Raw genomic sequence first — 23,763 nt, forward strand, 5'->3', positions numbered from 1 at the left:
TTGTCCCTAGTTCTGGGGCACCATCTCCAGGGCCCCGGTGTCATATCCATTCTTGCGCAGGACCGCTTTTGCAGCCTCCAGCTCTGTCGCGCTGATGTTGGGCGTGCGGGCCAGAATCCAGCCCTGCTTGCCTTTTGGCGTGCCGATGACCGCCACCTGATAGTCCGCGTCCACGTCCAGCACCCAGTAGTCCCCCCATGTGAAGGGCAAGAGCCGCAACCAGGAGACAAAGTTCACCTCAAGCTTGCCAGGCCCCGCGACGCGCGCCACGCCTTCGACCGTTTCCAGCGGTCCCGTCACGCCCCCCTTGCGACAGCTGTTCACCACCTTGATGCGATCCTTGGGAAGCGGGCTGTACTCTGCGGTCACCGCCGCACAGCCCTGCTCAAACCGGTTGGGAAACCGCGCGATCTCGTACCAAGTGCCAAGATAGCGCGACAGGTCCAGATCCTCTTGCACGGTCATCGCAACATCGGTGTCGCGATACTCTGCAGCCTGCACCGGTGCCGCGAGTGTAAGAGCAACCAGGGTGGCGGCGAGTGTGGAGCGAAAAGCAACTGCAATCATGATACGGACCTCCGGGGGCAAAATATCTTTCAACTCTAACCCCTGCCCCCGGCTTTCGTTCCCGATTACTTGGTGATCGGGGCGCGTTTCTGCAGGCCAAGCTTCTCGCGCACTTCTGCCGGCGTGATCACACGCGCGCCAAGGTTGGACACGATGGTGCCAGCGCGCTCCACCAGTTGCCAGTTTTCGGCCAGCACGCCCTTGTCGAGATAGAGGTTATCCTCCAGCCCCACGCGCACATTGCCGCCTGCCAGCACTGAGGCCGCCACATAAGCCATCTGATCACGCCCCAGCGAGAACGCCGACCAGTTCCAGTCGTCGGGCACATTGTTGACCATCGCCATAAAAGTATTGAGATCATTGGGCGCCCCCCATGGGACCCCCATGCAGAGCTGCACCAGAGCATCCGATTTCAGCACGCCGTCTTTGACCAGTTGCTTGGCATACCAAAGATGCCCGGTGTCAAAGGCTTCGATCTCGGGCTTCACGCCAAGATCCGTCATCATCTGCCCCATCGCCTGCAACATGCCGGGCGTGTTGGTCATCACATAGTCGGCCTCGGCAAAATTCATGGTGCCGCAATCCAACGTGCAGATCTCCGGCAGGCATTCCGCCACATGCGCCACACGCGCGCTTGCGCCGATCATGTCGGTGCCGTCTTCGGTCACGGGCAGCGGGCGCTCGACCCCGCCAAAGACGATATCGCCCCCCATGCCCGCAGTGAGATTCAACACCACATCGGTATCGCTCTCGCGGATGCGGTCGGTGACCTCGCGATAAAGACCAAGATCCCGCGAGGGCGCGCCGGTTTCTGGGTCGCGCACATGACAATGCACAATCGCGGCCCCTGCCTTGGCGGCGGCAATCGCGCTTTCTGCAATTTCCTTGGGCGAACGAGGCACATGCGGGCTGCGATCCTGCGTTCCCCCAGAGCCGGTCACTGCACAGGTGATAAAGACCTCTCGGTTCATGGAAAGCGGCATTTTGTGTTTTCCCTCTGATGTACAGGGTTGTGCCCCGGGTTATCCCCAGGCTTCTCCCCGGATTCCAATTTGCGCTGATCTGCAGTCTGGCTCAGCCTTGGCAGCAAGAGTTGACGCGAAGCGAATCGAAGTTGATGAAATCCGCAAAAAACATCCTCCAGCCGGAGAACCGCCCCCTCAAGACCGCCGTTCTGGTGATGGATGAGTGTAACACATTGTCCTTTGCCGCAGCAGTCGACCCCATGCGCGCCGCCAATCGGCTGGCGGGGCGGGCGGCTTTTGACTGGGACTATGTCAGCGCCTCAGCCGAGCCGCCGATGCTCACCTCAGGCCTCACCGTGCCGACCACGCCGCTGGCGCGGCTGGATGACTGTGACCTCTTGATTGTCGTTGCCGGCTTTCAACTGGCACGCCATGCCACACCAAGCCTTCTGGCCGGTCTGCGCCGCATTGCGGGCAGTGGCGCCACCATCGCCGGGATCGACGGTGGCCCCTGGCTCATGGCCGAAGCCGGGCTGCTGGACGGCCATGCGGCAACGACCCATTGGGAAGATTTGGAGAATTTCTCGGCCCGCTTCCCCGATATTCACTGTCGCACGGATCGCTTTACCGTCTCTGAGGGGCGCATGACTTCAGGCGGGGCGACGCCGGCAATCGAGATGATGTTGCATATCATCGGCGCGCGTCACGGGCATGGCTTTGCCTCACGAGTGGCAGGTCTCTTCCTTTATGACGGCACCGCCTCGCCCCAGCGCAGCCAGAGCCGCCTTGGTCATCACAAGCACAACGCCCTCACCGCGAAGGCCAACGCCATAATGGAAGCCGCGCTGGATGACCCCAAACCGCTGGCGGAAATCGCCGAGGTGCTCGGCACCAGCCCCCGCAGCCTGCAACAGCAATTCCGCCTGCGCCTCAACACAACGCCACAGGATCACTATCTGCAACTGCGTCTGGCAGAGGCTCGCCGACTGGTCACAGACACCAATCTGCCCTTGATGGAAATCGCGGTGGCGACGGGGTTCACGTCGCAATCCACCTTTGCGCGCGCCTTTCGCACCGCGCATGGGCTCTCGGCGCGAGAGCTACGCCAGAACAGCGCCGAGACCGCGTTTGCAAGCTACCCTGTGCTCAAGGCAACCAGCCACGCCAGCCACAGCACCAACTAGCCCTTCATCTTCTCACAAATATCCCGGGGGTGAATTGCCCGATCAGGGCAAGAGGGGGCAGCGCCCCCTCCGTTGGCCTCAGTACGGCATCGCATGGGCGCGATGGGCCTGATCGATCTGAGCCAGAACTTCGGGCGCCAGTTCAAGATCCGCACCTTCAAGGATATGCGCGAGCTGCGCCACATCGGTCGCACCAAAGATCGCCGAAGCCATAAACGGCCGTGTCCGGCACCACCCCAGCGCCATATGCACCGGATCCAGCCCATGATCGGCCGCGATCGTCAGGTAGGCCGCGACGGCCGCCTCTACCCGATCAGACTGCCGCCCGCCCATCTCCGGGTTGATCGACTTGCGCGACTTTTCCGGCACCGCACCCTCTTGATATTTCCCGGTGAGATACCCGGCCCCCAAAGGAGAGAACGACAGCAAGCCAACATCCTCATAGTGGCTCAGCTCTGCCAGGTCCGTGTCATAAAGCCTGCACAGCAAAGAGTATTCGTTCTGGATCGAGGCAACCCGCGGGCCCTTGCCCTCTTCCGCCAGACGCAGCCATTGCGCAGTGCCCCAGGCGCTTTCATTGGAAAGCCCAAAGGCGCGGATGTTGCCCTTTTCGACTTGCGCCTGCAACGCGGCGAGGCATTCTTCCATATCCGCGATCACCTGCGCGCGATTATAAGAAGAAGCGGTCGGATCATAACTCCAGTTCTTGCGGAACATGTAGCTGCCGCGGTTTGGCCAGTGAAACTGATAAAGGTCGATGTAGTCGGTCTTGAGCCGCTTCAACGATGCCTCAACGGTCGCCGCAATGGTTTTGCCTGTGATCGGCGCCCCGTCGCGCGCCACGGAGCCCTCGCCTGAGTGTTTTGTCGCAAGGATATAGTCCTTCCGGCGGCCGGTCTTTTGGTTCCAGTTGCCGATGATCTCTTCGCTCAGACCAAGGGTCTCCGCCCGAATGGGGTTCACTGGATACATCTCAGCGGTATCGAGGAAGTTGATCCCCGCTTCCAGCGCCATGTCGATCTGCGCATGCGCATCCGCTTCATCGGTCTGAGTGCCATAGGTCATGGTCCCAAGGCACAGATCGGTCACCATCATATCTGTGCGGCCAAGCCGGTTCTTCTTCATCTCGCGCTCTCCTGATGTTCTGTTCCTCGCGGACCCTAGCCCGCCGGGGAGCGGATGCAAGTCATTGAACGGCGCTCCTGGGGCGCGTTGCCCACCCTTTTACCGACTTGCCTCAAATCTGGTCCTTTCCCCTTTGCATGCCCGACACCCCCTTGCACAGGCCAGCGCCACACTGCGATCTGCGCCGCATTGGCCACAGCACATGAAAAACGACCCCCGAACGTCGAAAACGCAACTGCACCGATCTGGCAAATCCCTATGGTCAGCCCTGCTATGCGCACGATCCTCTCTTTTGCCGCCCTCTTTCTTTCCGTGATTTTGCTTCAGCTCTCGACCGGAGGTGTGGGGCCGCTGGATGCCATTTCCGGCGCTGCGATGGGGTTTGACAACCGCCAGATCGGCCTTCTGGGCTCGGCGCATTTCTTTGGCTTCTTTATCGGCTGCTGGTGGACCCCGCGCCTTATGGGTCGTGTCGGACATTCGCGCGCTTTTGCGGTTTGCACGGCACTTGGCGCGATGGGCCTCTTGGCGCATACGCTCACGGACGATCCCTACGCATGGGCCGCCATGCGCATCGCATCTGGCCTCTGTGTCGCGGGCTGCTACACGGTCATCGAGGCCTGGATCAACGCAAAGGTCACCAATGAGAACCGGGGCCGCACCTCCGGTCTCTATCGTATTGCCGACACCAGTGCGTCTCTGGCGGCGCAGCTGTTGATCGCGGTGCTGCCGCCTGCGCATTACATCTCGTATAACCTGCTGGCGATCCTGTGCTGCGCAACGCTGCTGCCGCTGATGATGACCCGCGCGAGCCAGCCCGAGATGCCCGCCGCCCCGCGCCTGAGACCCCGTCTGGCCTGGCGTTGTTCACCCCTCGGGGTGGCCGGCGTGATCGTCTCCGCCCTGAGTGGCGCCTCCTTCAGGATGGTTGGCCCGATCTACGGTCAGGAAGTCGGACTGGTGATCGACCAGATCGCCTTTTTCCTTGCCGCCTTCGTTCTGGGCGGCGCGCTCGCGCAGTACCCCGTGGGCTGGCTTGCGGATAAATTCGATCGTCGCTGGGTGCTCATCTGGCTCTCAGGCGTCTCGATGATTGCCTGCGCCGTGACCCTGCCTGCAAGCGGTGGCGGCACGATTGCCATCATGGCGTCGGCGGCTTTCTTCGGCCTGACGACAGTGCCGATCTTTTCTGTCTCTGCCGCGCATGCCAATGACTTTGCCACCTCCGAAGAGCGGGTGGAACTCTCAGCGGCCTTGATGTTCTTCTACGCCACGGGCGCGATTGCCGCACCCTTTATCGCCTCGGCCCTCATTGAGGCCTTCGGGCCAGGGGCGCTATTTGTCTTTATCGCAGTGGGGCATGCGGGGTTGATCGTCTTTGGCCTTGCAAGGATGCGCAGCCGCGCCACCCCAACCGAACGCACCCGCTACGTCTATGCGCCGCGCACGTCATTCACGATCGGCAAGATGCTGAAACGCGCCCGTGAGGGGCGGCAATGAGAGTGCCCAACTGTCAAACGCGAGGCAAACCTGTCTGTCTGAGATTGGGACCTTGTTTCCGTTCGTCCGAGTGATCTAAATGGCCGCTTTGTTTCAAGGCATCAGGTATCTTTGGCGGAGCGCGACTTGAGCCACGTCAAGACGTTGGTCGTCGGCGCATTGTTTTTGGCGGTTCGCGGCATGAGGACATAGAAGTCATTTCTGTCTGGGGCCCAGGCTTCGCCAACCTCGACCAAACGTCCGGCTGCAAGGTCATGAGCAACCAGAAACCGGCTTACCAAGGCCACTCCTTGCCCTGCGATAGCTGCATCTACCGCAAGAGACGTCTGGCTCAGACGAAGGTGCCGAGCAGACTGGTCCTGTACGCCCAAATGCGCCAGATAGCTGGGCCATAGGTCATGGGCGTCATGGACCTTCGGCTGTTTGGCAAGGGTTTCTGGATCAAGAGGAGTGCCTCCCTTGTCCGCAAGCTTTTGCGCGGCGACCGCGACTAGCGATTGCTTGAATAAAAGGGTTACGTCCAGTGATGCGCCAAACGGCGGCGATCCTTGGCGCACTGCAAGGTCTATCCCGTCACTATGGAAGCTGGAAACTTTTTCGGTCGCCATGATCCGCAAATCGATGTTCGGATGTGCTGTAGCGAAGTCGGGAAGATTGGGAATCAGCCATTTCGCAGCAAAGGTTGGCGTGACACTGATGAGAACTTTATTCGGCTCTGGCTTCAACTCGGCAGTTGCGGCTCGAAGGTCTGCGAACACTCCGGCAATCCGGTTGTGATAGCTGCGCCCGACTGGCGTAAAAGCCAGGCCCTTCGGCACCCGTTCAAACAAGACCACATCAAAATGCGCTTCGAGTTGTCGCACCTGCTGCGCAACGGCCCCTTGCGTGACACCCAACTCATCAGCGGCTGCACGGAAACTGAGGCGGCGGCCTGCTGCATCAAAAGCACGCAAACTGTTGAGCGGGGGAAGTTCGGTCATTCTGTAATAGTAATTCTACTGTCATATAACATCAATTCTGAATCCAAGTTTGCCAAAAAATGCACGATTTATGCCTCAAGCAAGAAAGGATGATCGATATGACAGTAGAAAAAGTAGCTCTGATTACGGCGGGTGGCAGCGGCATGGGCGCGAACGCTGCGCGCAAATTGGCAGATGATGGGTTCAAGGTTGGCATCCTGTCTTCGTCTGGCAAGGGCGAAGCGCTTGGCGGTGAACTTGGCGGCTTTGGCGTAACGGGCTCCAATCTTGATGGAGAAGCGCTGAACGAATTGGTCGAGGGTGCGAAGGATCGTTGGGGCCGCATTGATGTCTTGGTGAACTCTGCTGGCCACGGACCAAAAGGTCCGGTTCTCGAGATCAGTGACGAGGATTGGCATCAAGGAATGGAAGTCTACCTGATGAACGTTATCCGTCCGACAAGGCTGATCACACCTGTGATGCAAGCGCAGGGCGGCGGGGCGATCATCAACATCTCAACCTTCGCGGCATTCGAACCCGATCCCCTTTTTCCAACGTCTGGCGTCTTCCGGGCCGGACTTGCCGCATTCACAAAGCTCTACTCGGATAAGTATGCATCAGAAAACATTCGCATGAACAACGTCCTTCCGGGTTTCATAGACAGCCTGCCTGAGACCGAAGACCGCAAAGCACGTATTCCAATGGGACGTTACGGTTTCGCCTCGGAGGTGTCTTCTCTCATTTCGTGGCTCGCCTCGGAAAATGGTGGCTACATGACGGGACAAAACCTGTGTATCGACGGAGGGTTAACCCGTGCCGTCTGATACCTTGGCCCTTGTATCGACGCGCGAGCGCCTTGTCTTCGCGGTCAAGTGGGGCGCATCCGCCGTTCAGATCATGGGATACACTGCAACGGGGTTTGGCTGGACACCTTGGAATCTCTACTTGTTTCTTTTCGGAGTCGTAGGGTGGTTCGCCGTCGGCGCGCTATGGAATGACAAGGCGCTCATGCTTGTACACCTTGTCGCACTCGGCGCAATGATTGCCGGTATGGCAAGCGGGTGATGAGCGAAAGCAGCCATTTGGGCACTGTGCAGCATTCAGGAGGTATGGGCTCAAAGCTGCCAAACCCGTATTCACATTCCATCGCGCCCAAAACAAAAAGGGCCAGCGCGCGGCCAGCCCTTTCCGATGTCTCAGCGCATCAGCGCTTAGTGAACCTCTGAGGTCTTCGCCTGATCCGTTGCCTCCGGGTCGGCGGCGACTTCGGGGGCGATGTCATTGCCCTCCAGCATGCCGTTCACCACGCCGGACACGCCGTCCTCCATTGAGATCCCCAGTTCACGCCCCAGTGTTTTGAGCGCCGGCATCTGCACCGCCATGCCCATGATGGAATCGAGCGCCTGATTGACCACGGGTTTGTCGCCAGAGGCGCCCGCGCTGCTGTAGGCCGCGCCGCCGCCCACGCCACCGACCTGATGGATCTTGATCGAGTCGATTTTCTCGGCCGGTTTCACCATCTCTGCAATGATCGAGGGCATCGCCTCGATGCGAGCGAGGTCAACCTTCATGCGCACCAGTTCCGGCGAGAGCGCATTGTCCGCCTCCACAAGGGCGCGTTTACCTTCCGCTTCGGCCAGCATGTCGTTTTTCTTGGCCTCCGCGCGAATATTGAGCGCGTCTGCCTCGGCCTGTGCTTCCTCGCGACGGGCCTCGGCGCGGTCGGCGGCGGCTTCTTTTTCGGCCTGCGCGGCCAGACGGATGCCAGTGGCTTGACGCTCTGCCTCTCGCGCAGCCTCAATGAGGACAATCTGCTTTTGACGCTCGGCCTCGGCCACCTCACGCGCGGTCGCGACGGCCTCGGTCGCCTTGATGGCCTCGGCACGGGCGAGGTCGGCAGAGGCGCGGGCGCGGCTTTCTTCCTCGGATTTCTGCGCAATGATGATCTGGCGTTCCTGCTCGGCCACCTCCAGTTCGCGCTCCTTGGTGATCTCGGCCTCGCGGATCTTGCGCTCGCGCTCAATATCGGCGGCGCGGATGGCTTCTTCGCGGGCGATCCGCGCGCGTTCTGTTTCGCGCACCGAGTCCTCGGTCCGGGCTGCGATCTCCGCCTCTTGGGCGACTCGCATGGTCTCGACCTTTTGCATCTGCTCGATGCGGGCCTGCTGTTCATCCTGCTCGATCAACAGCTTGTGACGCTCGGCTTCCATTGCGGCGCGGCGCACGGCGACTTCTGCCTCTGCGTCGATCTGCGCGCGCTCTTTTTTGGAGGTCGCAATCACCTCTGCCAGCTTGCGCATACCGACCGCGTTGAAGGCGTTGTTTTCATCCAGCGCCTCAAAGGGTGTCTGGTCGAGCGCGGTCAGCGAGACGGATTCAAGCGACAGACCGTTTTTCAGCAGATCCTCGGAGACGGCATTCTGCACCTCCTGCACAAAATCGGCGCGGTTTTCATGGAGCCCGTCCATCGTCATCTGGGCCGCCACGGCGCGCAGACCATCGATGAGCTTGCCTTCGATCATCTCGCGCAGCTGCTCGACATCGAATGTGCGGTCCCCAAGCGTCTGCGCCGCGCGCGAAATCCCTTCTTCGGTGGCCATCACCGAGACGTAGAACTCCACACCCACATCGACCCGCATGCGGTCCTGGGTAATGAGTGCCGCCTCACCCGAGCGCTGCACCTCCAGACGCAGGGTCTTCATGTTGACCGGGCTGATTTCATGCAGCAGCGGAACCACAACCGTACCGCCGTCCATAATGACCTTTTTGCCGCCAGAGCCGGTCTTTACCAGGCTGACTTCACGGGTGGCCCGGCGATAGAGCCGTCCAAGGACAAGCCCGATGAGGGCAACCAGCGCCAAGATACTGATGACAGGCACCAATAGGAAAGATCCATCCATCCCAATTCTCCTTTTTGTTCAAATAGTTCGTATCGATTTGAAGTCTGAGCGCCGCTTATTCAGAGAGCGGCACCAGAACATATCGTTTGCTCCGCCGATCCCGGATCACGAGCACCTCGGTGCCCTGCGCAATCTTTTCCTGATCGCTCAGGGGTTCTGCGCGCAGGTAGTGCGCGTTTCCATAGCGGTCGGTGACGCGCACTTCGGCGGGGCGACCGCGTTGCGCGGTGCCTTGGGTGATCACGCCGCGTCTGCGGCCCAATGCGCCCTCCGAGACGGCTTCGGTCTCGGTCTGTGGCAAGATGCGCGCAAAAACGGCGCCAAAACCACGCGTGAACCAGAGACCAAACACACCTGAAGGGATCGCAACCAGTCCGGCCGGTGCAAAGCTCTGAAAGAGGCTCCGCGCGCCCAGCTGCAACGCCATACCAGAGAGGCCAAAGGCCAAACACAGACAGCCGATCCAGATCAGGAAGGGCATGCGGCCGATGCCAAGCCAGCTCAGAACACCGCCCCCGCCAGTGACGTCAGGCGCGGCCGAACCCGTGTCGGCTTCAAGACCCTCCACTGACTCAAAGTTCAGAGCCTCCAGATCCGCGCTATCCAGCGCATCCAGATCCACAGCCCCCATATCGAGATCCGCATCCAGTTCAGGCCCGCCGGGGCCATCCAGATCGGCATCGCTGTCACCTCCAAGGAGGCTGCCTCCCAAGAGCAATGCCAGAACTTCCATCCCCACCAGACCGAGCAAAAGCGCAAGAGCCACGGTGAATGGGGCAAAGGCCCCGTCGAGAAGAAGATCTGTCATCTGCAAATATAGTCCAATATGTATGCCATTGTATGCAAATCGATATGTTCACGCATGCGCGAGGTTTCAAGGGCTTGGGCGTCAAATTCGCCTCGAACCTCCCCGATGCGGTGCCGTCGGTCAAGGCAGGATGCACCCGAAACCCGAGCGTTTCACCGGTTTCTTTGCGTTGCACTGGATCATGGGGTTTTCGTACCTTCCCGCATGGGATAGACGGGCTGCCAGACAAGCGACGTGGATGGACGATATGGCCCGAATTCTCATCACCTCGGCACTGCCCTATATCAATGGGATCAAGCACCTCGGCAACCTCGTGGGGAGCCAACTTCCTGCCGATCTCTATGCCCGCTACAACCGGGGACGCGGCCATGAGGTCATGTTCCTCTGCGCGACCGACGAACACGGCACCCCCGCAGAACTGGCCGCAGCCAAAGCCGGCAAGCCCGTGGCCGATTATTGCGCCGAAATGCACGCCGTGCAGGCCGACATCGCCAAGCGGTTTGGCCTGTCGTTTGACCATTATGGCCGCTCCTCGAGCCCGCAGAACCACGCGCTGACTCAGCATTTTGCGGGCAAGCTCGAAGAGGCTGGCCTGATTACCGAAGTGTCGGAAAAACAGGTCTATTCCAACGCCGATGGCCGCTTTCTGCCTGATCGCTATATCGAGGGCACCTGCCCCAACTGCGGCTTTGAGAAGGCGCGCGGCGATCAATGCGAGGAATGCACCAAACAGCTCGATCCGACCGACCTCATCAACCCGCGCTCTGCGATCTCGGGGTCGACCGACCTTGAGGTGCGCGAGACCAAGCACCTGTTCCTGCGCCAGTCCGCAATGCGCGACCAACTGGACCAGTGGATAGACTCTAAGACCGACTGGCCGGTGCTCACCACCTCGATTGCCAAGAAATGGCTGCATGATGGCGACGGTTTGCAGGACCGGGGCATCACCCGTGACCTCGACTGGGGGATTGCGGTCAAAAAAGGCGACGCGGACTGGCCTGGCATGGAAGGCAAGGTCTTCTACGTCTGGTTCGACGCACCGATTGAATATATCGCAGCCGCTGGCGAATGGGCCGAGGCCCATGGCAAAACCGATGCCGATTGGGAGCGCTGGTGGCGCACCGACAAGGGCGCGGATGACGTCAAATATGTGCAGTTCATGGGCAAGGACAACGTTCCCTTCCACACCCTGTCCTTCCCCGCGACCCTGCTGGGGTCGGGCGAGCCGTGGAAGATGGTCGATCATCTGAAATCCTTCAACTACCTCAACTATGATGGCGGTCAGTTCTCCACCTCGCAGGGGCGCGGCGTGTTCATGGATCAGGCGCTCGAGATCCTGCCTGCCGATTACTGGCGCTGGTGGCTGCTGTCCCATGCCCCCGAAAGCTCCGATTCCGAATTCACCTGGGAGAACTTCCAGCAATCGGTGAACAAGGATCTGGCGGATGTGCTTGGGAACTTTGTCTCGCGCATCACCAAATTCTGCCGCTCGAAATTTGGCGAAGAGGTGCCCGATGGCGGCACCTGGGGCGAACAGGAACAGACCCTCATTGAAGAGCTCTCCACCCGCATCGGCGCCTTTGAACGCCATATGGAGGCGATGGAGGTGCGCAAATCGGCGCAGGAACTCCGCGCGATCTGGGTTGCGGGCAATGAATACCTGCAATCTGCCGCGCCTTGGTCGGTGTTCAAGGAAGACCCCGAGCGCGCGGCAGGTCAGGTCCGCCTCGGCCTCAATCTGATCCGTCTCTATGCGGTTCTGTCGGCGCCCTTCATTCCAGATGCCTCCGATCGCCTGTTTGCCGCTCTCGGCACCGAGGATCGCAGCTGGCCCGAAGACGTTGCCGCCGCACTCGCCGCCTTGCCCGCAGGCCATGCCTTCACGGTGCCGGAGGTGCTCTTTGCCAAGATTACCGATGAGCAGCGCGAAGAGTGGCAAGAGCGCTTTGCCGGAGGTCGCAGCGCCTAAGGCGCGCACCGCACGCTCCACCGCATCAAAGGCCGCCCCACCCGGGCGGCCTTTTTCATTGCCCATCCCCCATTCGCAACTTTGGAAAAATCAAAGTTTGCCAAGGGAAGAATTAGCCGATTGACATATCTGACCAAATAAATCAGGAATAAGGCAATCCAGCCAACCTGTGTGATACAGGCCAGCCGACAACCTGAACCTTGCGTCCCGCACATGTTGAACTTCACTGGCCAAATCCCCATGCGCACCGACCGTGATGCCGACCCAGAGCCCGTTGCGGATCTGTGGCAGACCGTCCTGTCGGAAGAATTGCCCCAGCAAAATTCATGCGTTGAGTGGCTGTTCGACAAGGTGGAGCAGAACACGCACAGACAGAGGTCTCTTTGATGAGCAACCTGAAACCGATTTCCCAAGCCGACATCACCGCCGCCACGCAGCCGGAAACCTATCCGACCTACCACGCCGAGGATCTCACGCGCGGGGGCGTGCAGGCGCGCATTCTTCTCAATGGTCAGATCTATTCGCTGCGGATCACCCGCGCGGGCAAGCTGATTTTGACCAAGTGACCCCACAGGCGCCCCGCGCCTCTTTTTCAAAATTCCAACGAGGATGATTTTATGAAAACGCCGCTTTTCACCGGTGCTGCCGTGTTGGCTCTGGCCGCAGGGACCTCTGCTGCATTCGCCACGTCCAAGGGCGAAGTGCTGATCAACTACGCCAATATCGCCGAAGCAAAATACGAGGACAGCCTGATCACGGCCAAGACGCTTCAGGCGGCGGTTGGGGCCCTGATCGACGCGCCCTCCGCCGAGACCCTCGCCGCTGCCAAAAAGGCTTGGCTGGCTGCCCGGGTGCCTTATCAGCAGACTGAAGTCTATCGTTTTGGCAATGCCATCGTTGACGACTGGGAAGGCAAAGTGAACGCATGGCCTCTGGATGAGGGTCTCATCGACTATGTGGATGCCTCTTATGGCGGCCCCACGGATGAAAACGCCGCAGCAGTGCTCAATGTGGTCGCAAACCCCGATTTCAGCCTGTCAGGCCAGGCGATCGATGCGTCCGAGATCACGCCCGAGCTGCTGGCAGAGACCCTGCACGAAGCGGACGGCGTCGAAGCAAATGTCGCCACCGGCTACCACGCCATTGAATTTCTGCTCTGGGGGCAGGACCTGAACGGCACCGAGCATGGCGCCGGCGCGCGGGCATGGACCGATTACGCCACTGGCGAAGACTGCACCAACGGCAATTGTGACCGTCGGGGCGCTTACCTCAAAGCGGCCACCGATCTGTTGGTATCGGATCTCGAGTGGATCACTGCGCAATGGGCCGAGGGGGGCGCCGCGCGCGCCGAGGTGCTCTCTGACGAGAACGCGGGCATAACCGCAATTCTGACCGGCATGGGCTCACTGTCCTATGGGGAACAGGCTGGCGAGCGCATGCGTCTGGGCCTGATGCTGAACGATCCCGAGGAAGAGCATGACTGTTTCTCCGACAACACCCACAACAGCCACTATTACGATGGGCTGGGCATCCAGAACGTCTATCTGGGTGAATACGTGCGGGTGAACGGTGCGTTGGTCTCTGGTGCCGCGCTCGCGGATCTGGTCGAAGCCGCCGATCCCGCTTTGAACAGCGAACTCACCGCCAAGCTCGCCACCACCATGATGAAGCTCGGTCGCATCAAGACCGCTGCCGAGGCGGGTTTCTCCTATGACCAGATGCTCGCGCAGGGCAGCACGGCGGGCGAGGCCCTGGTCATGGGCGGCGTTGACGCGCTCGTGGACCAGACCCGTTCAATCGAACGTGTGGTGGCGGCGCTGGAACTCGACGCCGTCTCCATTGAGGGCTCGGATTCGCTGGACGACCCCTCGGCGGTCTTTCACTAACGCAGGTCCGGTCCCCGATCTGTCCGGAGTCGCGCCTTGGCGCGGCTCCATTTTTGATACTCGGACCTGAGTTTTTGCCACCCAAAGCCTGTATGCGGCCCATTTTACAACTGCGGCTCACAATTTCCTGATCAAAACAGTCCGATTTACCCTTGAAAGCTTATTCTTTTACTCGGATATTGATTCAAAGCCTGTAGCTTACAGAATCTCTTGGGATCGACGCCCCGCCATGATCATCTGCCACTGCACCGCCATTTCGGATCACGACATTCATGCAGCGATTGACTGGATGCGTGCCTCTGACCCACAAACCATTATCACTCCTGGGAAAATCTACCGCGCCTTGGGCAAGCAGGCGGAATGCGGAGGCTGCATGCCGCTCTTTCTGGACACGATGCGCGCCAACGCTAAGGTGGTTGTACCTGCACAGTTGCAGAACTTGCGTACAGCCATTTCTCCGGAGAGCAATTATGAAGGGCGACCCCAAAGTCATCGAATATCTCAACAAGGCACTTAGGAGCGAGCTGACTGCTGTCAGCCAGTACTGGCTGCACTACCGGCTCCAGGCGGACTGGGGCCTTGGGCACATGGCCAAGAAGAGCCGCGAGGAAAGCATCGAAGAGATGAACCACGCGGACAAGCTGATCGACCGGATCATCTTTCTCGAAGGTCATCCCAACCTGCAGACACTCGACCCGCTGCGCATCGGCCAATCCCCCAAGGAAACATTAGAATGCGATCTGGCCGCCGAACAAGAAGCCCGCGCGCTTTATAAAGAAGCGGCAGAATACTGTAGGACCCATGGTGATTTCGTGTCTGAGGAGCTGTTCAAAGAGCTACTCGCAGACGAGGAAGGCCATATTGATTTCCTGGAGACCCAGCTTGAATTGCACGACCGCGTTGGCGCCGAAAACTACGCGCAGCTCAACGCCTCCAAGATGGACGAAGCCGAGTAACTCGGTACCAGTTCTCGGTGCGGCCCTCGCTCTGGTGCTGGCCGCACCGCTTCATGCGACGGACCGCCCTGCCCCCGCGGCGCCTGGTTTGGCAGAGCCGCATCTGTCGATCTTGCCCCGAACCACACATGAAACCCGTCGGGTGGAACGCGTCACCGCGCCCACTGAGGACTTTGCTGCACCCGAAGCGTTCGAGGAAAACTCTGCCGGAACTGCGACCCTGCCGCACACAGATGATCGCGATGCCTTCAGCCAGCCGCCCGCAAACCTCACCTTTGAGCAAGGGTTGGAGTTTCATCTCGGGGAAGCGCTGTTTGACAAACTATGGGTGTTTTCTCCGGCCTCGACGCTGGCGTCAGATGGGCTCGGCCCCGTCTACAATGCCCGCGCCTGCCAGCGATGTCATATCCGCGACGGTCGTGGTCATTTGCCAGAGGGGCCGGACTATCGCTCTGCCTCGACGTTTTTGCGCATATCGATCCCGGGCCCGGTGCCACCGCACCTGCGCGCCATTCCAGACTATATCGGCATGGTGCCAGAGCCGACCTATGGCTGGCAGTTGCAGGATTTTTCTGCCCCCGGCGTAGATCCCGAATACCGCCTGTCCGTCACCTTTACCGAGGAAGAAATTGCCCTGAATGGCGGCGAGGTCGCGCATCTGCGCAAACCCCAATTCGAGGCGTCTGCGCTCAAATACGGCCCGCTTGATTCAGAGGCTATGCTGTCACCGCGCGTCGCTCCACCGATGATCGGGCTCGGCCTTCTGGAGGCCATCCCGGCCGCCGACATCCTCGCGCTGGCCGACCCGGACGACCTGGACGGCGATGGCATCTCGGGGCGCGCCAACCTCGTATGGTCGAAGGAATTCGACCAGGTCATGCTTGGTCGGTTTGGCCTCAAAGCCGGGACCGCCACCATTCACGAACAATCCGCGGCGGCCTTCTCTGGCGATATCGGCATCTCGACCCCTTTGTTTCCCCAGCCCTACGGGGACTGCACCGCTCAGCAGGTTGATTGCCGCGCTGCCCCTCATGGCGATGAAGACTTGCGGGGCACTGAAATCGACCAGCCCAATATGGATCTCGTGACCTTTTACAGCCGCAATATCGCAGTACCGGCCCGCCGCAACTTGGATGCGCCAGAGGTGTTGCGCGGTAAATCCGTATTCTACGAGATCGGCTGCACCAGCTGCCACACCCCGAAGTTTGTCACCCACCGCCTGATAGACCGCCCCGAGCAGAGCTTTCAGCTCATCTGGCCCTACTCTGACCTGCTGCTTCACGATATGGGTGAGGGGCTGGCCGACAACCGCCCCGAAGCGCGCGCCACGGGGCGCGAGTGGCGCACCGCCCCGCTCTGGGGGATCGGGCTGACGCAACAGGTCTCTGCTCGCGCCACGTTCCTGCATGATGGCCGCGCCCGCACCCTTCTTGAGGCGATCCTCTGGCACGGCGGCGAAGCACAAGCCGCCCGCGACCGGGTGGTGGCCCTGCCCCCTGCCGACCGCGCGGCGCTTATTTCATTCCTGGAGTCCCTTTGATGCCCCTCTTATACCGCCTCACCGCCACCGCCTGCACCGTTGCCTGCACCGTCTTGGCACTTTCGAGCGCCGCCCGCGCGGACGCACTTGCAGAGGCGGTGATCGATCAGCATATCCTGCCGACCTACGCCCAGCTCGCGTCCGAGAGCGCCGAGTTTGCAACCCTCGCCCAGAGCGACTGCGCCCCCACCTCAGAGGCTGTGCGCAATGCCTGGGGAGCGGCCTTTGACGCCTGGGTCGCTGCGAGTCATCTGCGCTTTGGCCCCTCAGAGGTGGACAATCGGGCCTTTGCCATCGCCTTTTGGCCCGACAGCCGCTCCAAGACCCCCAAAGCGCTGCGCAGTCTGTTGACCAACCGCAGCCCGGTGGTGGACACGCCCGAGGATTTTGCCACCGCTTCGGTCGCTGTGCGCGGGTTCTACGCGCTCGAATACCTCTTTTTTGATCCGGCTTACGCGGATCTCGGCGATCCGGACTATGCCTGCGCATTTGTTCAAGCGGTTGCACGGGACCTTGCGCGAAACAGCGCCGCTATTCTGGATGACTGGGAGCAGGACTACGCCGATCAATTGCGCACCCCGGCAGCGCGCTACCGCAGCGAGACCGAAGCGCATCAGGAGCTGTTCAAGGCGCTGACCACCGGGCTTGAGATCCTCGCCGACATGCGGATCGGGCGCCCGCTTGGTACTTTTGATGCGCCAAAGCCGAACCGCGCCGAGGCCCGTCGCTCTGGCCGCTCCCTGCGCCATATCGAGATCCAACTCCAGAGCCTGCGGGAACTGGCCCTGCTCTTGTCGGCCAATGACGGGGCACTGACCGAGCATCTGACCCAGGTGTTTGACAAGGCCGACCGCCACGCAGACCAGCTCTCGGACGATCCAAGCCTTGCGGGCATCACAGATCCGCAAAAGCGCTTTCTGCTGGAGACACTGCAACAGGACGTCTTTGAGATCAAAGAAATCGCCCTGCGTGATCTCGGCCCCAAACTGGGTGTCGAGGCCGGCTTCAACGCGCTGGATGGCGACTGACCACGTGTCGCATTGCACTGATACAGGAGTTTCAACATGCCCTCTCGACGCGGCTTTCTTGCAGGTCTGTTGGCCAGCAGCGTGACGCCAACCGCCACATGGGCCGATGTCGGCGCGCCGGCCTATCTCTCTGCGGGCAAGGACGCGCTGGGGCTGTTTGTGATGGCCGGGCTTTCGGCGGCGGGCGAGGTGCTGTTTCGCCACCCGCTGCCCGATCGCGGCCATGCGGCCAGCGCTCACCCCACACGCCCCGAAGCGGTGGCCTTTGCCCGCCGCCCCGGGCGCTTTGCCGATGTGATCGACTGCCGTAGCGGCGCGCAGCTGGCTCGCCTTGAGCCCCCCGAGGGGCATCATTTTTATGGGCACGGCGTGTTCTCGCCCGAAGGGGAGGTGCTTTACACCACCGAGAACGACTATGCGCGCGGTGCGGGCGTGATCGGTGTCTGGAACGCAGGCGACTACCACCGCATTGGCCAGTTTTCCTCGGGAGGCATCGGCCCGCACGAGATGCTCTTGCGCCGCGACGCCCCCGGTCTTGTGGTGGCCAATGGGGGCATCGAAACCCACCCCGAGAGCGGCCGCGCCAAACTCAACATCCCCTTCATGCGCCCCAATCTCAGCTATCTGAGGCTTTCGGGCGAAATACAGCACCAAATGGAACTGCCCGCCGATCTGCACAAGAACTCGATCCGTCACATCGCGGTGCGCAGCGATGGCGCGGTGGGCTTTGCGATGCAATGGCAGGGAGATCTGGGCGCTGATGTGCCCATTGTCGGCCTGCATCAACCCGGCAGCGCACCGCGCTTGATGGCTGAGGATGACCCGCGCCTGCGCAACCTCAATGGCTATGGTGGCTCGATTGCGTTCTCAGGAGATGAGACCGCAATCGCTGTGACCTCGCCGCGCGGCGGTGTGGTGCAGGTGATGGACTGCACGAGCGGTGCCTTGCAGGCGGAACATGCCCTCTCGGATGTCTGCGGTTTGGCGCCCCTGAAAGACGGTTTTCTGGTGAGCACCGGAACCGGGATCATGGCTCAGATCGGCACAGAGGTAACGACGCTCACGCAGGCGCCCCTGGCTTGGGACAACCACCTCATCGCCCTTTCCTCGGCGGCATCGGCACCACGCCAGCCCTAAGCAGATTCGCGTCAAACACCGATACAAAGCCCCTCTGCCCTTTTGCGAGGGGCTTTCTTTTTGATGCCACCCAATACCAAAACGAAAATCAATAGTGACAATATACCTGCATTCGCCTAAAGATATTCGGGAAAAGGAAAGCAAATGGACGCCAACGACCGCCAAAACGAAATCCTTTCCTTGCTGACCCAGCAGGATCGCGTCGAGGTCGAAGACCTCGCGCAGCGCTTTGGCGTATCCTTGCAGACGGTGCGAACAGACTTGCGTGACCTCTCTGCCCGAGGGCAGCTCAGCCGCGTGCATGGCGGCGCGATGCGCATCAGCTCGGCGTCAAATCGCGGCTATGCCGAACGGCGCAGCCTCAACGCGACCGGCAAGCGCGCGATGGCAGCTCTGGCGGCTGAGGTGATCCCGGAAAACTGCTCCATCGCGCTCAATATCGGCACCTCCACCGAACAGGTCGCGCGTGCACTCTCTGGCCACAAGGGCCTCACGGTGCTCTCAAACAACATCAACATTATCAATATGATGATGGAAATGGAGACGCGTGACCTGATCCTTGTTGGCGGCTCCATCCGGCAAAGCGACGGCGCCATCGTCGGCGAAGAGGCCGTCGAGTTCATCAATCGATACAAGGTCGATTACGCCGTGATCGGCGCCTCTGCCATGGACGCCGACGGTGCCATCCTCGACCACGACGCGCGCGAAGTATCCGTCGCCCGCGCGATCCTCAAAAACGCCCGCACGCGCATCCTGATGTGCGACGGCAGCAAATTCGACCGCTCTGCCCCAGTGCGCATCTGCGCGCTGGCCGAGCTGGACCTTGTCATCACCGACCGCCCCGTTCCCGCGGAATTTGCCGAGGCCGCAGAGGCCGCTGGCACACGAATCCTCATCGCAGACGGCGGCGCAGAAAACGAAAGCAGCGCAAATGACTGATTCCTCGCAAAGCACCGAGATCACCGATCTCTTCATCATTGGCGGCGGCATCAATGGCTGTGGCATCGCGCGCGACGCAGCAGGCCGTGGGCTTTCCGTGACCCTCGCGGAAAAGAACGATCTCGCGTCCGCGACATCCTCGGCCTCGACCAAGCTCTTTCACGGCGGGCTGCGCTATCTTGAATATTTCGAGTTCCGCCTCGTCCAGGAAGCCCTGATCGAACGTGAAGTACTGCTGCGTGCGATGCCGCATATCTCCTGGCCAATGCGCTTTGTGCTGCCCTTTCACAAAGACATGCGGTTCGACAACACCACACCAACCTCCAAACTGCTCACCACCTTCATGCCATGGATGAAAGGCCGCCGCCCTGCGTGGCTGATCCGGCTGGGCCTTTTCATGTACGATACGCTTGGCAAACGCGGCATCCTGCCCGGCACCACGACGGTGGATCTGACCCGTGACGAGGCAGGCAAGCCGCTGCAATCAAAATTCAAAAAGGCCTTTGAATATTCCGACTGCTGGGTCGAGGACGCTCGCCTCGTGGTGCTCAATGCGCGCGACGCCGAAAGCCGCGGCACAGAGATCCTGACCCGCACCGAAGTCATCAACGCCACCCGCCACGCCGATCACTGGGAGATCCGCCTCAGGGATCTTGCCACCGGCGAGGAAGAAACGCGCCGCGCCAAGATGCTCGTCAATGCCGGTGGCCCATGGGTTGCAGATGTGCTGCGCCAGAAGCTGGGCCAGAACAGCCGCGAAAACGTACGCCTCGTGCGCGGCAGCCATATCGTCGTGCCCAAGCTATATGATCATGGGCGCTGCTATTTCTTCCAGGGTCAGGATGGGCGCATCATCTTTGCCATCCCCTACGAGGAAGACTTCACCCTCATCGGCACCACGGATGCAGATCACCCAGATCCCGAAACAAAACCCGTCTGCACCGAGGAAGAGCAGGATTATCTGGTGCGCTTTGCCTCGAACTACTTCGAGCGCCCCGTCACGCGCGAGCAGATCGTCTGGACCTACTCGGGCGTGCGCCCGCTCTATGACGATGGCGCCAGCTCGGCGTCGGCAGCGACGCGTGAATATGTGCTGACACTCGACACCGCCCAAGCCCCTTTGCTCAACGTCTTTGGCGGCAAGATCACCACCTATCGCAAACTCGCCGAAGCCGCGCTCGAGAAGATCAACGAAGTCTTTCCAGAGCTGCCTGAGAAATGGACGGCCGGTGTCGCTCTGCCCGGTGGCGACTTCCCCGTCGAGGGCGTGACGGAACTGGGTGCCAAACTCGCGCAAGACTATCCGTTCCTCACCCCCTATGCCGTGCGCCGCCTGATCCGCGCCTATGGCACCGAGGCTTGGGATGTTCTGGGCGATGCGACCACGCCGTCGGATCTCGGGGAGGATTTTGGCGCGACCATCACCGCGCGCGAATTGGACTGGACCATTCAAAACGAATGGGTGCGCTCCGGAGAGGACTACCTCTGGCGCCGAACCAAACTCGGCCTGCGTCTCGATGCAGACGCTCGCGGTGCCGTCAACCGCTACATCGAGGCGCGCATCACCGGCTAAAAGCTCAACGGAAAACAAAAATGAGGGGCCCGCGGCCCCTCTTCTTCTAACGAAAAATATCCCGGAGCGCGAGGCAGCGCCTCGCATCCCCACCCCGCGCCCTGCGTTTGGGGTTTAGAATTCCACGCCCTTCTGCGCCTTGATCCCGGCACGGAAGGGATGCTTCACCTGAGTCATCTCTGTGACCAGATCTGCAATCTCGATCAATTCTTCCTTGGCGTTGCGCCCGGTGAGCACCACATGCGTCATCGCCGGTTTGTGCTCGACGAGGAACTCAAGAACCTCCTCAAGGTCAAGATACTCATAGCGCAGCGCAATGTTGATCTCATCGAGCAGAACCATCGTGTTCTTCTCATCAAGGATCATCTCCTTGGCCTTTTCCCAGCCCGCGCGCGCAGCGGCAATATCCCGGGCCTTGTCCTGCGTCTCCCAGGTAAACCCCTCGCCCATCGCGTAAAACTGACAGAGATCCGAGAAGTTTTCCTCGATCAGCGTCCGTTCGCCGGTCTGCCAGGCCCCCTTGATGAACTGCACCACCGCCGAGGGCATGCCATGGGCGATACAGCGCATGATCATACCGAATCCCGAAGAGGATTTGCCCTTGCCCGGGCCGGTGTGAACAATAATCAGACCTTTTTCGCCATCTTTCGTCTTCATCATCCGGTCCCGCGCGGCCTTCTTTTTGGCCATCTTCGAGGCATGGCGTGCCGCTTCTTCTTCTGAGATGCCGGTTTCGGACTTTTGGGATGTCTGGTCGCTCACTGTCTTGCTCCTTGCGGGTCTGACCCAGGGTTTGCCCATCTCTTGACAAAGACATGCCCCATGGCGCAAGGAAATTTCGTTGGTTCCCGAAGGTGACAGCCTTTGGGCGAAGAGGGAATGTGTCGGGCCGGGATCATCCTTGCTCCAAACACAGCCGCCCCCGCGACCGTGACCGGAGAGGTCTTCCAACGCCACTGGCGCGCCCCTTGTGGGCAGGCCGGGAAGGCAGGGAGACCGTTCGCGCCCCACTCGGGGCGGATCTATCCGCAAGCCGGGAGACCTGCCAACGCGTGAGAACCGGCGGACGGGGTGTGCCGCGACCGGTTGAGGGCCTGCCAGCACTTGCGCGCGCCCCCATCTGGCCTGCCCCGCTTCGCCCCAGAGGAGGAGAAAAGGCCGCATGGGAGAGATCCCCAATCAGAGCCCGGACGATCAAAGCCCAGAGGATCAAGGTCCGGAGCCGGTCGTTCTGACCGTCTGCACCACCTGCCGCCCAGAAGGCAGCGACCCCGAGGCTCCGCGCCCGGGACGTATTCTGGCGGACCGGCTGGCAGGCAGCGCCCTGCCCGAAGGCGTCACCGTCCGTGGGGTGGAATGTCTCTCGGCCTGCAAGCGGTCCTGCACGCTGCATCTATCGGGCGGCCCTGCGCGCTGGGGCTATATCTACGGCGATCTCGACCCCGACGCGCATCTCGACGAGATCCTTGCCGGCGCGACGGCCTATGCCTCGACCGAGGATGGGTTCGTGCCCTGGCGCGAGCGCCCCGTGGTGTTTCGCAAGCAATCCATCGCCCGCATCCCGCCCGTCTCCATGCCAAGTGTTGCGCTCACGCCGACACAAGCCCCCGGCGCTCAGACCGAAGACACCCCAGACACACCTGCGTTGCAAAGCGCAAAGGATTGATCCGAAAGGCCGATCTCACATGACCTCATTGAACAAGATCCCCGTCACCGTCATCACCGGCTTTCTGGGCGCGGGCAAAACCACATTGATCCGTCACCTGATGCAGAACCCGCAGGGCAAGCGCCTCGCTGTGGTGGTGAACGAATTTGGCACCGCCGGTGTGGATGGCGACATCCTGAAATCCTGCGCGGATGACAACTGCCCCGCAGAGAACATCATGGAGCTCGCAAACGGCTGCATCTGCTGCACCGTGGCGGATGATTTCATCCCCACCATCGAGAGCCTGATGGCGCTGCCCGAACCGCCCGAACACATCGTTATCGAGACCTCTGGCCTGGCGCTGCCCAAACCGCTGCTCAAGGCCTTTGATTGGCCCGCGATCCGCTCGCGCATCACCGTTGACGGTGTGATCGCTCTGGCTGATGCCGAGGCCGTCGCCAAGGGCCAGTTTGCCCCAGATCTGGACGCCGTGCAGGCCCAGCGCGAGGCAGACGAGAGCCTCGATCACGAAACCCCGCTCTCCGAAGTCTTTGAAGATCAGATCGCCTGCGCCGATATCGTACTGTTGTCCAAGGCCGATCTCGCCGGTGAGGCCGGTGTCGACAAAGCCCGCGCGATCATCGAATCTGAGGCCCCGCGCAAACTGCCGATCCTGCCGATGACCGAAGGCGTGATCGATCCTCGCGTGATCCTCGGACTGGAAGCTGCGGCCGAAGACGACCTTGATGCCCGCCCGAGCCATCACGACGGACATCACGATCACGAACATGACGATTTTGAATCGATCGTGGTCGAAATGGGCGAAGTATCCGACCCCGAAGACCTGCAAAAACGGATCATCGAGATGGCCCGCAGCCGCAACATCCTGCGGGTGAAGGGCTATGTGGCCGTGGAAGGAAAACCGATGCGAATGCTGGTACAAGCGGTGGGCGAACGTCTGCGCGCGCAATACGACCAACCCTGGGGCGCACAGGAGCGTAAAACCCAGCTGGTGGTGATCGCCGAGCATGATAACGTCGACACAGCAGGCATCCACGCCGATCTCGGGGCCTGAGTTTCCA

General features: G+C 60.8%; 23 protein-coding genes and 1 riboswitch. Of the genes, 16 read left to right on the top strand and 7 right to left on the bottom strand.

The annotated features are described in order from the left end of the window. Nucleotides 1-6: 6 nt before the first annotated feature. The gene (locus TM1040_RS15360) at nucleotides 7-567 is read right to left on the bottom strand and encodes a lipocalin family protein (protein WP_011539511.1); all 561 of its coding nucleotides are present in this window, start codon (nucleotides 565-567) and stop codon (nucleotides 7-9) included. 65 nt (nucleotides 568-632) lie between these two features. Further along, a complete protein-coding gene (locus TM1040_RS15365; protein ID WP_011539512.1) occupies nucleotides 633-1,550 on the bottom strand; it encodes a 3-keto-5-aminohexanoate cleavage protein in 918 nt (305 codons plus the stop codon). A gap of 134 nt (nucleotides 1,551-1,684) precedes the next feature. Between TM1040_RS15365 and TM1040_RS15370 the strand changes: the two genes are divergently transcribed. Next, nucleotides 1,685-2,716: a GlxA family transcriptional regulator gene (locus TM1040_RS15370; protein WP_011539513.1), complete on the top strand. Its 1,032-nt coding sequence runs from the start codon at nucleotides 1,685-1,687 to the stop codon at nucleotides 2,714-2,716. 78 nt (nucleotides 2,717-2,794) lie between these two features. On the opposite strand, the gene TM1040_RS15375 is transcribed toward TM1040_RS15370, so the two are convergent. Continuing rightward, nucleotides 2,795-3,841 carry an aldo/keto reductase gene (locus TM1040_RS15375; RefSeq protein ID WP_011539514.1) on the bottom strand — a complete coding sequence of 349 codons (1,047 nt, stop codon included), beginning with the start codon at nucleotides 3,839-3,841 and terminating at the stop codon, nucleotides 2,795-2,797. Between the two features lie 273 nt (nucleotides 3,842-4,114). Between TM1040_RS15375 and TM1040_RS15380 the strand changes: the two genes are divergently transcribed. Further along, entirely contained in the window at nucleotides 4,115-5,341 is a 1,227-nt protein-coding gene (locus TM1040_RS15380) for an MFS transporter (protein ID WP_011539515.1), read from the top strand. A gap of 101 nt (nucleotides 5,342-5,442) precedes the next feature. Here TM1040_RS15380 and TM1040_RS15385 read toward each other — a convergent pair whose 3' ends face one another. Further along, nucleotides 5,443-6,321 carry a LysR substrate-binding domain-containing protein gene (locus tag TM1040_RS15385; protein WP_011536607.1) on the bottom strand — a complete coding sequence of 293 codons (879 nt, stop codon included), beginning with the start codon at nucleotides 6,319-6,321 and terminating at the stop codon, nucleotides 5,443-5,445. Nucleotides 6,322-6,419: 98 nt separating this feature from the next. Here TM1040_RS15385 and TM1040_RS15390 point away from each other — a divergent pair, with 98 nt between their 5' ends. Together TM1040_RS15390 and TM1040_RS20530 are read left to right on the top strand one after the other, a co-directional pair. Next, complete coding sequence (locus tag TM1040_RS15390; RefSeq protein WP_011536606.1) at nucleotides 6,420-7,124, top strand: SDR family oxidoreductase; 705 nt, start codon at nucleotides 6,420-6,422, stop codon at nucleotides 7,122-7,124. Beyond that, nucleotides 7,114-7,365, top strand: a complete 252-nt coding sequence (locus TM1040_RS20530) for a DUF6552 family protein (protein ID WP_011536605.1) — start codon at nucleotides 7,114-7,116, stop codon at nucleotides 7,363-7,365. The genes TM1040_RS15390 and TM1040_RS20530 overlap by 11 nt, the downstream gene beginning before the upstream one ends. Nucleotides 7,366-7,511: 146 nt before the next feature. Here TM1040_RS20530 and TM1040_RS15400 read toward each other — a convergent pair whose 3' ends face one another. Then, nucleotides 7,512-9,200, bottom strand: coding sequence for a flotillin family protein (locus tag TM1040_RS15400; RefSeq protein WP_011539516.1), 1,689 nt, complete (start codon nucleotides 9,198-9,200; stop codon nucleotides 7,512-7,514). A 55-nt stretch (nucleotides 9,201-9,255) separates the two neighbouring features. Continuing rightward, nucleotides 9,256-10,008: an OB-fold-containig protein gene (locus TM1040_RS15405; RefSeq protein WP_044026861.1), complete on the bottom strand. Its 753-nt coding sequence runs from the start codon at nucleotides 10,006-10,008 to the stop codon at nucleotides 9,256-9,258. A 247-nt stretch (nucleotides 10,009-10,255) separates the two neighbouring features. On the opposite strand from TM1040_RS15405, the gene metG reads away from it, so the two are divergent. From metG to glpD, 10 genes are all read left to right on the top strand, one after another. Beyond that, nucleotides 10,256-11,977, top strand: coding sequence for a methionine--tRNA ligase (gene metG / locus TM1040_RS15410; protein WP_011539518.1), 1,722 nt, complete (start codon nucleotides 10,256-10,258; stop codon nucleotides 11,975-11,977). A 386-nt stretch (nucleotides 11,978-12,363) separates the two neighbouring features. Then, a complete protein-coding gene (gene hemP, locus TM1040_RS15415; protein ID WP_011539519.1) occupies nucleotides 12,364-12,543 on the top strand; it encodes a hemin uptake protein HemP in 180 nt (59 codons plus the stop codon). Between the two features lie 51 nt (nucleotides 12,544-12,594). Continuing rightward, nucleotides 12,595-13,863 carry an imelysin family protein gene (locus TM1040_RS15420; RefSeq protein ID WP_011539520.1) on the top strand — a complete coding sequence of 423 codons (1,269 nt, stop codon included), beginning with the start codon at nucleotides 12,595-12,597 and terminating at the stop codon, nucleotides 13,861-13,863. Between the two features lie 229 nt (nucleotides 13,864-14,092). Then, a complete protein-coding gene (locus TM1040_RS20080; RefSeq protein ID WP_011539521.1) occupies nucleotides 14,093-14,380 on the top strand; it encodes a (2Fe-2S)-binding protein in 288 nt (95 codons plus the stop codon). Further along, nucleotides 14,334-14,819: a bacterioferritin gene (bfr, locus tag TM1040_RS15425; protein ID WP_044026862.1), complete on the top strand. Its 486-nt coding sequence runs from the start codon at nucleotides 14,334-14,336 to the stop codon at nucleotides 14,817-14,819. The genes TM1040_RS20080 and bfr overlap by 47 nt, the downstream gene beginning before the upstream one ends. A gap of 34 nt (nucleotides 14,820-14,853) precedes the next feature. Continuing rightward, nucleotides 14,854-16,359, top strand: coding sequence for a di-heme oxidoredictase family protein (locus TM1040_RS15430; protein WP_011539523.1), 1,506 nt, complete (start codon nucleotides 14,854-14,856; stop codon nucleotides 16,357-16,359). Further along, complete coding sequence (locus TM1040_RS15435) at nucleotides 16,359-17,387, top strand: imelysin family protein (RefSeq protein WP_011539524.1); 1,029 nt, start codon at nucleotides 16,359-16,361, stop codon at nucleotides 17,385-17,387. The genes TM1040_RS15430 and TM1040_RS15435 overlap by 1 nt, the downstream gene beginning before the upstream one ends. A 36-nt stretch (nucleotides 17,388-17,423) precedes the next feature. Further along, the gene (locus TM1040_RS15440; protein WP_011539525.1) at nucleotides 17,424-18,524 is read left to right on the top strand and encodes a DUF1513 domain-containing protein; all 1,101 of its coding nucleotides are present in this window, start codon (nucleotides 17,424-17,426) and stop codon (nucleotides 18,522-18,524) included. A 144-nt stretch (nucleotides 18,525-18,668) separates the two neighbouring features. Next, nucleotides 18,669-19,463, top strand: coding sequence for a DeoR/GlpR family DNA-binding transcription regulator (locus TM1040_RS15445; protein WP_011539526.1), 795 nt, complete (start codon nucleotides 18,669-18,671; stop codon nucleotides 19,461-19,463). Continuing rightward, the gene (gene glpD / locus TM1040_RS15450; protein ID WP_011539527.1) at nucleotides 19,456-21,036 is read left to right on the top strand and encodes a glycerol-3-phosphate dehydrogenase; all 1,581 of its coding nucleotides are present in this window, start codon (nucleotides 19,456-19,458) and stop codon (nucleotides 21,034-21,036) included. The genes TM1040_RS15445 and glpD overlap by 8 nt, the downstream gene beginning before the upstream one ends. Before the next feature lie 114 nt (nucleotides 21,037-21,150). On the opposite strand, the gene cobO is transcribed toward glpD, so the two are convergent. Next, on the bottom strand, nucleotides 21,151-21,837 hold the full coding sequence (gene cobO / locus TM1040_RS15455; protein ID WP_011539528.1) for a cob(I)yrinic acid a,c-diamide adenosyltransferase: 687 nt from the start codon (nucleotides 21,835-21,837) through the stop codon (nucleotides 21,151-21,153). Between the two features lie 24 nt (nucleotides 21,838-21,861). Further along, a riboswitch (cobalamin riboswitch) is annotated at nucleotides 21,862-22,101 on the top strand. Between the two features lie 97 nt (nucleotides 22,102-22,198). On the opposite strand from cobO, the gene TM1040_RS15460 reads away from it, so the two are divergent. Both TM1040_RS15460 and cobW read left to right on the top strand, forming a co-directional pair. Further along, nucleotides 22,199-22,702 (top strand): DUF1636 family protein, encoded by a 504-nt coding sequence (locus tag TM1040_RS15460; RefSeq protein ID WP_011539529.1) that lies wholly within the window; start codon nucleotides 22,199-22,201, stop codon nucleotides 22,700-22,702. 19 nt (nucleotides 22,703-22,721) lie between these two features. Further along, the gene (cobW, locus tag TM1040_RS15465) at nucleotides 22,722-23,756 is read left to right on the top strand and encodes a cobalamin biosynthesis protein CobW (RefSeq protein WP_011539530.1); all 1,035 of its coding nucleotides are present in this window, start codon (nucleotides 22,722-22,724) and stop codon (nucleotides 23,754-23,756) included. Nucleotides 23,757-23,763: the final 7 nt, after the last annotated feature.

Source organism: Ruegeria sp. TM1040, assembly GCF_000014065.1.
GTDB lineage: Bacteria > Pseudomonadota > Alphaproteobacteria > Rhodobacterales > Rhodobacteraceae > Epibacterium.